Consider the following 14,412-nt stretch of genomic DNA (forward strand, 5'->3'; position numbering starts at 1 on the left):
ACCAAATGAAAATCCCCTATATTTTTCCATTATTTATATTATCCTTACTAGTGAGTTGCCAGAATGATGACTCCAAAAAGCAACAGGTCATGCTCAAGGATTACAATATTATTATCGCGCCAGACCTTTCTAATAGGATCAACACACAGTTATATCCAAAACCAATCCACGATACTGTTTTGATCCAAGAACTCATTGACCATAGTGATGAGCTATTAAAACTCAATAATAGGAGTTCTGGTCAATTAGATGTTTATAAACTTGATTTTATCAATCGAGGAATATTAAATACCTCATCATTCGACCCGAAGCGGATGACTATTGATTTTAATCGGTTTTCCAATAATCAGCTCGATAGGGTCAGCTATATTCACAAGGGGCTGAAAAGTGATGTAGAGGCGTTTTCAGATGAGGTAAACCGGGTCTATGATTATGCATTGAAAAATCAGTCCGGCGCGGATGTCTGGAATTATTTTAACGAAACGATCAAGAGTTCGCTGGTAGACGTTTCACCAAAACGAATAGACGGGAGCAGCAAGATCATCGTGGATAAGAAAAATACCAACGTACTACTCCTTTTGACCGATGGTTATATTGAGAGTCCAAACAAGGGGAGAGGTTATCGGTTGGGGTCAGAGCTTGTGAGTAAGATCCGTAAAGACTATAATGCGAGTGGTAAGCGGGATCTAGCAGCCTTTATAGAGGCTGACTCCAGCTATACAATCAATAAAACTGATTTTAATCTAAAAGATGTAAATATCTTTATTGGTGAGCTTGTCGATCGCTCATTGGATCCAAGTGGCGCCGCTAAAGAACAACCTACCGATTTTCAGATCACCAAGGTTATCTGGGAGAAGTGGCTTAAAGATAGTGGCTGTACCAATGTCAAGGTTATACAAGCCGTGAACACAAAAGAACAGTTTTATCAAGAGTTTGAACAATTCCTCAAAACATTGTAGGCAGGATGAAAAAGTGGGTAAACGTAATGATCAAACTGGGGGTAATTGCCCTGTTTTTTCTGCTTGTTTTTTTAATGAGCTGTGCGCAATCCGAGCAGACTTTCAGGTCTTTCGGCTTTTTGGAAAAAAGTAATCTTCCTTACTCAGATGCGGTACGGGTATTTAAAGTAGTTGATGGGGATACCTTCTGGGTAAAAAACGGAGTTGGCAAAAATGTAAAAATCAGATTAATCGGCATCGACGCACCTGAGGATCGAAATGCTTTTCATAAAAAGAAGCATCCTTTTGGAATAACATCCAAACGTTATCTCGATAGCTTGATTCTGAATAAGGAGATCCGATTAGAATATGATGTGGATTCGCTGGACCGTTATGGACGGACTCTCGCATACGCTTATCTTAATGATACATTTATAAATGCCGAGATGATCAAAAACGGATATGCTCTTTTAATGACTGTACCACCCAATGTTCGTTATGAATCCCAGTTTGTGGAAGGTCAGTCTTATGCGCGCTCAAATCGCTTGGGTCTTTGGAATGTATACGATAATCCTAAACTAGACTGAGTATTCAATCATTGGCAAACTAAAACGGTCTGCTATCTCACAATAACAGACCGTTTTTTTTATCGAAATTACATATTCGAGACTTTATAGTAAACAGTTAGCTCGGCCAGTTCTGGCTTAGATGGGCATTCCATATTTTTTTCAGCATAATCTCAAATATGACCTGGTCTTTTTTTGATACCAGTTTAGGTTCTTTACCTCTATACTTTTTGATCAACACTTGGTCGGGCAGGGCTAGGACATTCGCAATTTGTGTGTAGGCGAGTTTAGAAGAGGAATCCGAGGCAAAAAAGTACATTTTTTTGTTTGTCATTACTATGGTCCCTCTTTTTATAAATTGATAACTTGAGCAGCCCCGTTCCGAGCGCAATTCAAACCAGTTGATATTGCTTTCCTCGTATAAGCATATTTCACTTTTTATAATCTCTTGATTTGTACCCCATTGCTGGAGAGGTTCTTTCTCGAGTTTCCAGTAGGAAAGAAATTTATTGAGCATTTGTTTACTATGAGCCGGAAGGTTGATATTGCGTATATTTAGTGACTGCTCTAGCTCCTGAAATTCACGGTATGATACTCTTTTTTTTGCGATAAATGGCTTGGCCAGCGAATCAACGAATTGTGTGTTCCTTTTATCTTTTATTCCTTTGAGTATGGTATCACTGATGTCAAAAAACTGAACTAATTTATTGAAATGAGTGAATTCGTTGTTATCCAACAAAGGGTTTTTAAGTAGTTTAATGTATTCCCTATCGATCACATCAATGCCTAATTTTTGCCGATAGTATATTGTTGTATTATCGGCTATGAGTAACAAGGATTGTAAATGCTTGATATTATCCAATTCAAATTCGCTGATGATCCCATTTTTACAGCATTCATTGATATAGGTGATATAAAATTCCTCCATATTCAACCCGAAGCTTTTGTATACGGCGGTACCATACTTTGATACGATCAGCTCCATGTCATGGACGCTGACCGATTCTATTGGTTTATCTGCAAAGAGGTTATTGATTTCAATCACACAGTTCTCATCCGGTTCTTGTTTAAACCAACGTTGAAAAAGACTTTTCTTGATGAGCGGTTTCTTTTCAAATATTTCCTTATTCATATTGTCTGTATTCTTCATATACGGGATCATTCCAGTTACATACACCACCATGCCAGGAGCAGGCTCCTCGGCCTCGTGCGTTAGATGTTGTACCATCACAGCATCTTGTCACATAGCCTATAACTCGCTTTCTTAACGGATTGATTGTATTATATAATCTTTGGGCTGCGGTCGACCCAAGCTCTATCGCAATAGTGAGATCGCTGACCGCTGCATGCGGTTGCTTTAATTTTTGATAACATATAGCTCGCCTATAGTAATGATCAGCGTCCTTATTGTGAGCTATCAAGTTGTCCAGCTTACCTAACGCTTCGCTATAATTACCTTGTTTGATAAATATATCAATCTGGTTGGATCGTAAGGTGTTTCTTTTGTTGGATAGCTGATCTATTTCATCGCTAAATTTGGCAAATTTATTTGCACGATCAATCAGTCTGAGCGATCGGTCAATATCTTTAGCTGGGGCTGCTAGCAGTTTTAAATAATAGATTAGACTATCCTTTCGGATGGCCTCATTCTTCTCCTCCAATGCTTTCTTTTGTTGTGCAGCTAACGCCAGCTGTGCTCTTTCCTTTTCTTTTTGTAATTGGAAATGGTGACTGGCAATACTAACAGGGATTGAAAAGACAATAAGAAACGCTGTAATAAAGAGTTTTACCTTGGAATCCAACTTAACACGCAGCAGATTTTCCCATTTTGTCTCAGTTGGAGGAATAAAGAGTGTGGATATTGAAGACAAGATTAATCCAGATAGCAGGTTGTTAGAAAACACAAAGGTAAACAACAGTATGCAGCTGGATAAAACAACTTGCCACCAAAGGAACTGCTTTGTCTGCTTCTGGTTACTTGTTCCATGGAAGGTATCCTTAAATATTTTTTTACCAGGAGATATCAATCCACTTACATATCTTCTTTTCATACTTTTTATATATTATTTTTCGCTGCTATTACGAGTCTGCTTGAGGTACTATAAGAAGATATATCGCTTAAGAGTCTTTCTCCAAAGCGATACTTAAAAATTGGTATAATGAAACCAAATGTTACTCATAATTTTTCAGCGCATCTGTAATTTCTTGCCGATAATTATAGATTTCATCCAAAGAGGTCAATAGTTTTTTTACACCTTTATCTTTTCCCTCAGAAAATACCTCAAGATATTTATTGGTCGAGTTGAAGTGCAGGCGGGCCAAGGGCTTGCGGTTGTTGTCATCCAGTAGGATCCCAAAATAAGACTGTGTATCACGGAAGGCTATGCGGGCAGAGGGGACATGCTCACGCAAGATCGCTTTTACAATCTGTGATCCTTCAATTTCTTCTTCTGTCGTTACTATTTTGATCTCGGTACTGATATTCTCGTCAATGGGCACCATTTCAGCAGTTGCTTTTTGTGGTATCGTCTCATTGATACTTAAAGCAGTCTTCAATCTTGAACTTATGGATTCATTGATAGATGATGAAAGTGCTTTCTTGGTATATTCTTTAAAAGCGGCCATTCTGGAAGCGATCAGAGGTTTGTCAAAAAATCGGTTTACCAAAAGTTTGACTAGTTCATCAGATGGCTCCTGAAGTTCCTTTTCAAACTCTTTGCGGATAGCTTTAATATATTTTAGTCCTTCTGCGGAATCTAAGATGCCTTCTAGGTGGTAACCATTTTTGGTAAACTTCTCTAGGATCTTGATGTTAGAATCTTTGAGATTGTTGAGATCCAATGTAAAGAATGGTTTCTCATCCATGATATTCGGTTTCTCGAGATCAGCATAAAAATTATAGATATGTCCATTCGTTAATACGCCAAACCGGGCTTTTGACACATGAAAATAACGGTGCAACTGTGAGTTGTGTGCATCAGCAGTTTCCTTCCAGTGCTTACATTCGATGATCAGTATCGGCTCATTATCTTTCTTGATGACATAGTCTACCTTTTCTCCCTTTTTGGTGCCAATATCACATATAAATTCAGGTATTACTTCTGTAGGGTTAAATATGTCGTATCCCAAAATTTGGATAAAGGGCATTACAAAAGCATTCTTAGTTGCTTCTTCGGTACTGATTTGATCTTTAAGGCTGCCTACACGCTGATGTAGCTGCTCCAGTTTGAGTCGTAGATCGTTTTCCATCATGTTAATAATATTTGATTATGACCAAAGTTAAAGAGAGTCCTTCTGAGAAAGTTACGGGTTCCCGTAAATAGAAAATAGGTTAGCTGTCATGTTAATCAACTTAAGGCAAGGACAGTTAGCCTTTATGGGAAACCGTAAAAACAAGCTTTTGTGGTGATATAACTTTGTATCCAATTATTAACTGAAACAACTTAAATACAAAACTATGGCTTGGAATTTTAGAAGACGTGTAAAGATCATTCCCGGAGTACATCTGAATTTTAGTAAAAGCGGGATTTCAACCTCAATTGGGGTAAAGGGAGCAAGTATGACATTTGGGAGCTCAGCTACTTATTTAAATGCGGGAATACCTGCGTTGGGAATTTATAATAGGCAGAAAGTAAATGGGGGTGGATCACCATCTTCTTCTCCTGTAGTACTGGATCCTCCACCTGCGACACTGCCATATGTAGCTCCGATCGAACCACAAAATCGAGGTAATATTTTTAGCGCCGACATCCATGAGATCACGAGTCAGGATATGGCAGGTATAAAAGAGGCAATTTTACTGGCGAGGGAGCAGCGTTTATCATTGGAGAAAGATCTTGTCGAAATTAATGCAGCGATAAAATCCACGAAGAACAAAAAGTTAATGAGCTATCTTTTGCTTTATGGATTGATCAATAAATCAATACCGGCGCGGATGAATGAAGATCTTAATGCGCAGGAAGAAGCTATCAAGCAGACAAACGAGCAAATAGAAGCCTCTTATGTTGATTTACAAGTTGATTTTGAACTGGAGTTAAAACAAAAATATGACGTCTTGGTCTCAAGTTTTATCAACTTGGCGAAAAGTCAGAAAATATGGGACGTGACAAGTGCTCATTATGAAGATCGCACCATTACTCGATCGTCGGCCAGTACCGTTGTAAGCAGAACCGATGTCCGATTTGGATTGAAATCGATCCCTGAATTTAAATCTGATGTGAAGGCATTGTATTTCCAGAATGCAAATGGCGCAGATCTCTACATCTATCCCAGTTTTATCGTTATGTACAGCAGATCCAAAGATTTTGCTATTATCGGTCTGGACGAAATTAGCTTACAACAACATGCGGTAAGATTTACAGAGATGCAAGGTGTGCCAGCAGATTCAAAGACTATTGATATGACCTGGGCTAAGGTCAATAAGGATGGGAGCAGAGATAAGCGATTTACTGGTAATTATCAGATACCGGTGGTACGCTATGGCGAAATTAAATTAAGAACTGCCACTGGGGTCAATGAAGAATATGAGTTCAGTAATTATGAAGCGACCGAGGCATTTGCAATTGCTTTTACAGAATATCAGCGCTCGGTTAGTCAACTGATACAATACTAAGCAAAATATAATCTTATAAAATGAATATTATGCAACAAGAAAGGCAACGCGGCAATGCCGAGACCTTCTCAAGGAAATCGGGAACCTTAATGAGTAAACAGTTTATTCCCATTGGAGAAGTGAAATCTTTAAAGATCCAAGTCGTACACTACAAGGATTTAATAAATGAAAATAGAGAACAGGCGATTCGTTTTGAGTACGAACACTACGACAGTTATTTAAATCAGACAGAAACCAAACTAGGTTCATTGGATAAGGATGAACTAGAAGGGCTAATTAAATCAATTAATATTATGAGAACAGTCGTTTTTAATTCATTTCCTGAACATTATACTGAAGTAGGTTTTGTCAGTAGAACTGGATTTAAGGCTGGATGTTATTCTATGCCCGGAAATTGGAAATTCTATTTGCAGTTAGATCAATATGATGACCGGTCTTACATCTGGCTCAATAAAGAGGATTCGGCGACAATTTTAAATATTTTAGATCAATCTAACGAAAGGTTATTAATGCTAGGTAACAACGTTGATTAGTCATTGTTTTTTCATACAGAGTTAATAATATGAAACTCTGTATGAAACATTTTTATATGAGCGGTGGCCATCTTTTAGATATATTGGTTGATTTCATTGACTAGCTCGATCAATGGAGATTTAATTCTTTTATTCCCTAACTGTGCATAGGATAAAATATTGATCGTAGTGACGTCAAAAGCTATGCAAAAATTGGTAGCCACTTCAAAACTGTCCGAATAGTTTAGCTCTAGATAGCGGTACAGTATGTCTGTAATCATTGACAGTTCATCTTGCGTAAAACCATCTAATTGGGCGACAAACCATATAGCACCAATTTTTTTCACGCCATTATCTTCAAAAAGAAAAACGTGATTTGGTTTCGCGTATAATGGTAGTTTTTTTAAAACCACAATAGATTGTTTTTTTGATCGCTTTTGAAGTTGAAACTTTTTTGGCTTTAACTGGGCAAAGTCGAAATCTTCAAATTTTTGAAGGATATGAATGTTTCTCTGAAACATGTTTTTGGTTATTTTAGCTTCGCTGGTTTCAATTTTCTCTAGTAGTTCGTCAATCTTTTTACCTATTTCAATGTTGTTACCTGCCTCAAATGCTCTGCTAATGCAGCTTACCGCTGATATCCAATAGTCGCCACCACCCTCAGACTTTTCGGGTTTTATCTTAGGTTTTTTTAGTTTTTCTACTAACGTACGGCGGCCTTTAGGGGTTTTTCTATTAAACTCGACTAAATGGGAAATCGTTATTTTATCCATGGTTATTAGGTTTTAATTGTATGAACTGTTATTTTTTTGTGCCTGGCTCGTTGCTAACATGCTAACGAATGTAATGGGGATTAGTAATTGTTTAATCATGAGTATCTTGAGTGTTTGACTGAACAAATTTACCGCGCATTTAAGTTGCTATGCTACGGGAAACCATAACCTGATTAAGAAATAGATAAATATCTTCACCTCCCATTCCCGCCATTCACCGAGTTTTCCTGAGCGTTAGTCTAAAGCCAATAGGCTAGGAGCCTAATGTGTTGTAGTTTTGAGTCAACAAATAAGAAAAGATAAAAAACTAACACAATAAAATAAAGACATTATGAGAACTCTAGTAAAAACATTCACAGCAGCAGCTTTAATCGCCGTATCAACTTTCGCTATGGCAGCTGAAGGCCCAGGAGCAAAGACAGCAAAAGCAAACGTTAACCTTTCTATAGCAGACTTGGCACTCAATCACTATGTTGCAGTCACAACAGAGGGTGAATCAGCAGGAGTAGAGCAATTGTTCGCCGAAGATTTCAATCAAAAGATCCAAGCTTCCAATGCACAAAGTAACAGCCGTAGCGAAGTGGTGAAATCACTGAAAAAACAAAAAGGTGAAAAGCTGAACTGTACCGTAAGCACTGATATCTTGGAAGAATCAGCAGGCTATATGGTCGCTAAAGTGACTTTGAAATTTGAAAACTTCACCAAGACCGACCTGGTTACCTTGGAGCGTGTGGGCAATGACTGGAAAGTATCCAAATCGATTAATTCGTATAAGTAAGAGCCATCTCAAACAAAAATATATGTTGTAGAGCCACATCGGGAGATGTGGCTTTTTTTTATTGCTCGAGTATAAGACAAGACTTTTTGCTTAATTTTAAGTATTCACGATTCGTGACGAGTTTTTTATGAAGTGAATTTAGCCTTTAGAATATAATAATTATGACCGAAAAGTATTATTTCAACTTTATTTACAAATTGTTTTAAAAGGAGCCGATTGCGTTTTTGATTTAATTCAACAGGATTCGTTGTAATGGAACTTGGTTGACCATGCTCAAATTCTTGAAATAAAATTTGAGTATTTTGTTTCTTATAAAGTCACCATCGACTTGGCCTTAATGAAGATGGTTAATGAGAATGACGAGTTTCGAGGTTTCGCCCGGTCTACATGTTCAGGCTATTTGGATTCAGTTATTGAAGGCAGCTATGATATTTTAGAAAGAAAAAATATAGAACATTTTGTTATCTGTAATCTAGAAAATGTGATTGAAGTGCTTTCGGATGGACCTGCTACATTTCGCTGGTTAAGTGAGGACGAGGCGCAAAGGTAAGTAAGTTAGCCTGTTAATAAATAGAAATTAACAAAATTCAAGTGTCAACAATTATGAACAATTTTATAAAATGGAATCCAGTATCTCCAGCGCCCAAAGATCTTTATTTTGTTAATTTAACAGACAACGGGGGAGCTATAGATATTCATTTGGCTGAAATGAAAGATGATCGAATATTGATCTTAAAATTTAAAGGTGTAATGTCCTATCAAGTGACAGATGAAGGTGCAAGATCATGGAGCCTTTACAAGGACCCAAGTTATAGAGGTTTAGTGGTATCCGATAAATCAAACTATTTAGATTGGTTTCATAGGGAAAGTCAAGAAATGTTTATAGATTGGGATCTAAAGCACTATTCTGTTGGTAATGTTAATAATATTATCGACATTATCAGCGGTGATGAAATCGAAGCAGCTTGGCAGGTGGAAGTCTGATTGGCCTACCAATAAATCTGGATATGAAAAAGAACAATATATTAAAAAAATGGCATCCCATTGAAATGATGCATGAATCTCTTTATTTAATAAGTTTATCATGTGACCAAGCGAATGGTCTCAAAGTAAGTTTTGAAATAGAGAACACTGAATCTATACTTGTTTTCGATTTTGGGTTTCATGCACTCTATTATCAAAGCCAAAATGAAAACAGTTCTTTAAAAATGATTGACGATTATGGTATTAACGGAAATAATTGGTCGTTATTTTGGGTAGAAAAATCTGATTTGATTGATTGGATAGCAAAAAATAGCTACAATATTATTAGTAAGGAAGATGTTCTACATTTTATCTTTTTACATGCAGATGGTTTAATCTCCGTTCTGTCAGGGAAGGAACCAAAAGTGTCTTTAAAAGAGTTCAAAAGCCTCAAAAGCTAACATTAACATTTTCCCTCGAATGTATAAAAATTTTCTCCTACATGCTGATTTTCTTATATTTGGCAGTATCACTTTTAACAATGCCTAAATATCAATTTTGTAATGAAATACCTTTTCGCAAGTCTATCAGTTTTATTTTTAAACCTGGCACAAGCTCAAACCTCGATTAAGACAGAACTCTATATCATTGGCACTGTGCATGACTCCTCCGCTATTTTGAGTCCAGATATGCTATTTGAAATTATAGATAAGATTAGGCCAGATATACTCTTGCAAGAAAATGATAGCGAACAGATGAAAGATTACGCAAAGGAAATCCGTCTAACTTCCAACGAACAGACTGCTACATTGCGATATCTTAAAAAATATCCTGAAACATGCAATTTACCATTCGAATTTGAGGGTAGAAATCAGTATCGAAAAGATCGTGGTATGGTGCCGGCTGATTACCTTACCGTACAGCTTATCGATAGCTTATATCAAGTCGGTAAGTTAAATGAAGCCAATAAAGCCATCTATGAGAAATATAAAGAAGCGAATAAAGCGCTGTTAAACTTTTCAAAAACAGATATAAAGACATTGAATTCCGTCGCTTTTGAAACTTTAAACAGATATAGACAAACTCTTCAGCATCATGAGATCCCCAAAATAGCTAACTCCGAAGTGATTTTTGGAGAGAAATATATAGTGAAACCCAATGGTCAAAAGATTTCTTACCGAGACGGTTATCAGCTTTGGTGTAATTTTTGGGACCTAAGAAATAATACAATGGCTATTAATATCATTAAAAACGCTAATAAGTATAGTGGGAAAAAAATAGTTGTCTTGACGGGAGTACAGCACAAGTATTATTTAAAAGAACTGCTCGATAAATATCAAGATGGCAGTTATCATGTTATTGAATACTTTCAATAACAATTATTTACCAATCTATTTTTTTATTGACCAACTCAATTGTCTCCACAGCGTAGAGACAATTGAGTTGGTCACATTTAAAGTTAGTTATTTACATTAGTGAGACTTTAAAAAGAGATTTTTATTCATTCAAGTAAAATAAATATTAAATTCTTTATAGCTTTTTTGCAATTATTTTTTGGTATCCTGCCTTTCACGTGCTTGTGTCAATAGTTGCTTACGTGGTACGAATCTGATACGAAGCAGACTCACCTTTTTATTCCCGCCATTCACCGAGTTTTCCTGATCGTTGGTCTAAAGCCCATAGGCCAGAGGCGTATTGTGTTGTAGTTTTGAGTCAACAAATAAGAACTAAAAAACTAACAATATAAAATAAAGACATTATGAAAACTCTAGTAAAAACATTCGCAGCAGCAGCTTTAATCTCCGTATCCACTTTTGCTATGGCAGCTGACAAATCTGCATCAAAGACTGAAAAAGCAATCGTTAACCTTTCTACAGCAGACTTCGCTCTTGACCACTATGTTGCGGTCACTACCGAAGGTGAGTCAGCAGGCGTAGAGCAGTTATTCGCGACAGATTTCAATCAAAAAATCCAAGCATCCAATGCACAAAATCATAGCCGTAGCGAAGTTGTCAAAGCCTTGAAAAAACAAAAAGGTGAGAAACTAAACTGTGTGGTAAGCACCGACATCCTCGAAGAATCTGCTGATTACATGGTGGCCAAAGTAACTTTGATATTTGAAGACTTTACCAAGACTGATCTTGTGACTTTGGTGCGTGAAGGTAAAGATTGGAAAGTGTCCACATCAATCAATTCATACAAATAGGAGCCAGCTCAAATAAATATATAAATGTTGTAAAGCCATGTCGAGAGATGTGGCTTTTTTACGTCAAAAGGGCCTGACGTTAATCAGACCCTTTCTCGTAGCGTTTTATTGTACAGTAATTTTATGTTTCTTATCGTTTCCTCTTTTTTGTTTCGTCATCCAACGTTTTTGAATACTATTGGATTTTCACTGCACTACGCCAATTTTATGTTGATCTTTTCTCTCGAAAGGTAACTAATAGCAGCTTTGTATGGTAAGAACAGTAGCCGATGTGAAATAGTTTTATTAGAGTAAAATATTTTTGATAACTTGAATTAGCTTGAGTTGCTATGCTTAATCCGTTTACAGTATGATAAGAATAATTAGTCTTGGGGTTATATTCTTTTTGGGAGTTTCATGCTCCGTTCGTCTATTACTATACAAAATTAGATAGCGATTTTTTTGATATCATTTTTTTGTATGAAAACGGAATAGTCTATCAAGGTGGAAACCCCAGGGTCAAAAGTGGGGTTCATAGTATCGATGAAAGCTATTCGAAAAGCTATGTTGATGACAAAAAGACCGCTTACATCTGGGACTATATGCTGTTGACGGAACTAAGATTACAATTGAACGTTATCTAATGCCAATTTTTGCGGAGCCTTATCAAACCTACATAGATCGAGGAAATATTCTGAATGATAAGCAGTTTTTAATAACCTCACGGAAATATATCAAAACTGAAAAGATCGAAGCAAGACAAGATACTTTCAGTTTTAGACCACTACCTATAAAACCGGACAGTACAAATAATTTTATTATTAAATAACCTCTCGCTGGCTGGAAGGATAATGTCAAGAACCTTTTTCGATGCTGTATGAATAAACAAGCCGAGACTAATACTCGACTTGTTTTTTGTGATTGTAAACTATTAAGTAGTCAGTAATCCTGCTGCACGTAATTTTGTTTTTAGGTCTCGTAGTTCTGTAAGAATACCCTGCATTTCAGATTGTATATAATTTGCACTGGGGGCTATTGCCGAATCTGAACTGGGGGCCGATGCTTTTACGATACCTTTGAGGTTAGGGGTGGCATCGGGGGTGATATTTACCCATTCGCCTGCTCCATTATACCATACTGGTCTGCCAATACTATTGTTAAATAACATTTCACCCAGTACTCCATTTGTGGGTAAAGTCGCATTATTTGCGTATTTCACTAACTGGACATTTGCCCATTTACTATTGTTGTTATAATCACCTAATTTTACCCTTAGCTTGGACCAGGCAGTCACCAAGTTATCTGCGGTTTGAGTCGTAGGAGTATTTAGCGAAAAATCACCTAAAGTCCCTTTGTCCGAATAATCTCCATCTTTGGTTAGAAAACTTACAGGCGTGTTAACTCTTGGGGTGATATTCGTTGCTTGAATTGGCACAGTATTATTTCCTATGAGCACTGTATTTATATCCACGATTCCTTCTAGTGCAGGATTATAGAAGATAAAATAGTTTGTTGTCTGACTAATGTTAAAAGATCTATTTCTAGATATATTTAAATTGTCGATATTGGCAAATACTTGTATAGCGATAGAATAATTAGATGCACTGTCAATAAATGTGTTCTCCTGTACTTTGGTATAATGACAGTACATTAACCTGAGAGCTGTGTCATTGGCGGCAGATCGTTCAAATCTGTTGGAGATAATATTTGTATTGTAGACGCCTGATTCAGGGTTGTACACATTAATCCAAGTATTGTCAGGGAGTTGTTGTTGCTTGTTAAATCCAAGTATTGCACTTGTTGTATACCCACCTCCAAAAGTGTTGTTTACAATGTCGATATTTCTTGCTCTAGTAATTCTAAATGGCCCCCTGGCGACACCACTTTCTGCATAATTATCTCTAAATAAGATATTAGATGATGGAGAATTGGTATTCATAGATTTAACACTATCTCCTTGCCAATTAAAAACATAACCCGAACTTGATTTATCACCTTTTTGAATAGTATTATTATAAACTTGAAAATTAGAAGGATTCAATAAATAAGGTGCATTTTCGGCCCAGCCGAAGTAAAAACTTATAATTCCGATGTTTCCACCAATATTTTTAAAATAGTTATTGAATATGTTTATATTCTGACATCTATGCCAGGTCGCTTCATTGGGCTCTATATCAATGGCTCCAGGCATATTCGGTCTGGTACAATTCAAAAACACATTATTATAAATATTTATATTCTCACCGCTGATGACGCTAATACCATTTCTATTTTCATTGTTTCGACCATCTATAACATTGTCGTGTATATCAATATTCGTATTTTCATAATGTCGGTTTTTATCGCTGTCACCTTGTTTAATGGCACTTAATGTAATTGCATCACCCAAAAAGCCAAAAAACTTACACTTTTTTATTGTTATATTTTGCCCCCCGATTACACTCAATTGATGATAAAATTGATCATCCTGATTGACCCAATTAAGCGCCCTATTTTCAAATGAAATATTAGCAATGGTAATATTGCTTATAGTCTGATCATCCCCTTTAAATACGTTTAAGCTTTTTGAATAATATCCAGTACTAGAGATGGTTTTGCTACCGTAGACCAGCGTTGCCCCATCTTCCCCGATAAAATGAGTATTATCCTTGTTTATCCATAATCCTTGATTAAAATTAATGTAGTATCTGCCTTTCGGTAGGAAAACATTACCACCTAGATCTAATGCATTTTGAATTTTATTGGTTACGTTGTCAGATGGAGTTTCAGTTGTGTTTATTTCGTCGAGCGCTGTCACGTTCGGGAAAGCACCAAAATATCTTACATCAATTTCCGAGTTAAAATTGTGTTCCAGTGTTATTGTCCCTATTACAATTACGCTGCCTCCATTGTCAGTCGCCGTGGTGGTGGATGGATAATAGATGATAGGATCTGGAGTATCGCTGGCTAGATAATATCCTAGAAGTTGTATGCCATCATAGGTGTTATTTTGTAATCCAGTAATTTCAGCAGCAGATAACGCACGCATATCTGCCATTGTTTTTTTGATGAGAAGTTGATTTGCCATAATGTTTTTGTTTTTAAA

General features: G+C 36.6%; 14 protein-coding genes. 9 read left to right on the forward strand and 5 right to left on the reverse strand.

The window, feature by feature from the left end; translation table 11 throughout:
* Positions 1-5: 5 nt before the first annotated feature.
* Both OGI71_RS26155 and OGI71_RS26160 read left to right on the forward strand, forming a co-directional pair.
* Positions 6-959 carry a hypothetical protein gene (locus OGI71_RS26155; RefSeq protein WP_282253110.1) on the forward strand — a complete coding sequence of 318 codons (954 nt, stop codon included), beginning with the start codon at positions 6-8 and terminating at the stop codon, positions 957-959.
* A gap of 5 nt (positions 960-964) precedes the next feature.
* On the forward strand, positions 965-1,525 hold the full coding sequence (locus tag OGI71_RS26160; RefSeq protein ID WP_282253111.1) for a thermonuclease family protein: 561 nt from the start codon (positions 965-967) through the stop codon (positions 1,523-1,525).
* A gap of 97 nt (positions 1,526-1,622) precedes the next feature.
* Here OGI71_RS26160 and OGI71_RS26165 read toward each other — a convergent pair whose 3' ends face one another.
* From OGI71_RS26165 to OGI71_RS26175, 3 genes are all read right to left on the reverse strand, one after another.
* Positions 1,623-2,732: a hypothetical protein gene (locus OGI71_RS26165; RefSeq protein ID WP_282253112.1), complete on the reverse strand. Its 1,110-nt coding sequence runs from the start codon at positions 2,730-2,732 to the stop codon at positions 1,623-1,625.
* Positions 2,629-3,555 (reverse strand): hypothetical protein, encoded by a 927-nt coding sequence (locus OGI71_RS26170; RefSeq protein ID WP_282253113.1) that lies wholly within the window; start codon positions 3,553-3,555, stop codon positions 2,629-2,631. Before OGI71_RS26170 ends, OGI71_RS26165 begins: the two co-directional genes overlap by 104 nt.
* A 121-nt stretch (positions 3,556-3,676) precedes the next feature.
* Positions 3,677-4,756, reverse strand: a complete 1,080-nt coding sequence (locus OGI71_RS26175; protein WP_282253114.1) for a type I restriction endonuclease — start codon at positions 4,754-4,756, stop codon at positions 3,677-3,679.
* Positions 4,757-4,961: 205 nt separating this feature from the next.
* Between OGI71_RS26175 and OGI71_RS26180 the strand changes: the two genes are divergently transcribed.
* On the forward strand, positions 4,962-6,116 hold the full coding sequence (locus OGI71_RS26180) for a DUF4236 domain-containing protein (protein WP_282253115.1): 1,155 nt from the start codon (positions 4,962-4,964) through the stop codon (positions 6,114-6,116).
* Between the two features lie 29 nt (positions 6,117-6,145).
* Entirely contained in the window at positions 6,146-6,649 is a 504-nt protein-coding gene (locus tag OGI71_RS26185) for a hypothetical protein (protein ID WP_282253116.1), read from the forward strand.
* A gap of 74 nt (positions 6,650-6,723) precedes the next feature.
* On the opposite strand, the gene OGI71_RS26190 is transcribed toward OGI71_RS26185, so the two are convergent.
* Complete coding sequence (locus OGI71_RS26190; protein ID WP_282253117.1) at positions 6,724-7,401, reverse strand: hypothetical protein; 678 nt, start codon at positions 7,399-7,401, stop codon at positions 6,724-6,726.
* Positions 7,402-7,732: 331 nt separating this feature from the next.
* On the opposite strand from OGI71_RS26190, the gene OGI71_RS26195 reads away from it, so the two are divergent.
* The 5 genes from OGI71_RS26195 to OGI71_RS26215 all read left to right on the forward strand — a co-directional run bounded on the left by OGI71_RS26195 (position 7,733) and on the right by OGI71_RS26215 (position 11,348).
* Complete coding sequence (locus OGI71_RS26195) at positions 7,733-8,179, forward strand: nuclear transport factor 2 family protein (protein ID WP_282253118.1); 447 nt, start codon at positions 7,733-7,735, stop codon at positions 8,177-8,179.
* Between the two features lie 603 nt (positions 8,180-8,782).
* Positions 8,783-9,163 carry a hypothetical protein gene (locus tag OGI71_RS26200; RefSeq protein ID WP_282253119.1) on the forward strand — a complete coding sequence of 127 codons (381 nt, stop codon included), beginning with the start codon at positions 8,783-8,785 and terminating at the stop codon, positions 9,161-9,163.
* Between the two features lie 23 nt (positions 9,164-9,186).
* Positions 9,187-9,603 (forward strand): hypothetical protein, encoded by a 417-nt coding sequence (locus tag OGI71_RS26205; RefSeq protein ID WP_282253120.1) that lies wholly within the window; start codon positions 9,187-9,189, stop codon positions 9,601-9,603.
* A gap of 102 nt (positions 9,604-9,705) precedes the next feature.
* A complete protein-coding gene (locus OGI71_RS26210) occupies positions 9,706-10,518 on the forward strand; it encodes a hypothetical protein (RefSeq protein ID WP_282253121.1) in 813 nt (270 codons plus the stop codon).
* Positions 10,519-10,901: 383 nt separating this feature from the next.
* Positions 10,902-11,348 (forward strand): hypothetical protein, encoded by a 447-nt coding sequence (locus tag OGI71_RS26215; protein WP_282253122.1) that lies wholly within the window; start codon positions 10,902-10,904, stop codon positions 11,346-11,348.
* A gap of 910 nt (positions 11,349-12,258) precedes the next feature.
* Here the strand turns inward: OGI71_RS26215 and OGI71_RS26220 are convergent.
* Positions 12,259-14,394 (reverse strand): hypothetical protein, encoded by a 2,136-nt coding sequence (locus OGI71_RS26220; RefSeq protein WP_282253123.1) that lies wholly within the window; start codon positions 14,392-14,394, stop codon positions 12,259-12,261.
* Between the last annotated feature and the right edge of the window lie 18 nt (positions 14,395-14,412).

This window comes from Sphingobacterium sp. ML3W, assembly GCF_029542085.1.
Classification (GTDB): Bacteria; Bacteroidota; Bacteroidia; order Sphingobacteriales; family Sphingobacteriaceae; genus Sphingobacterium.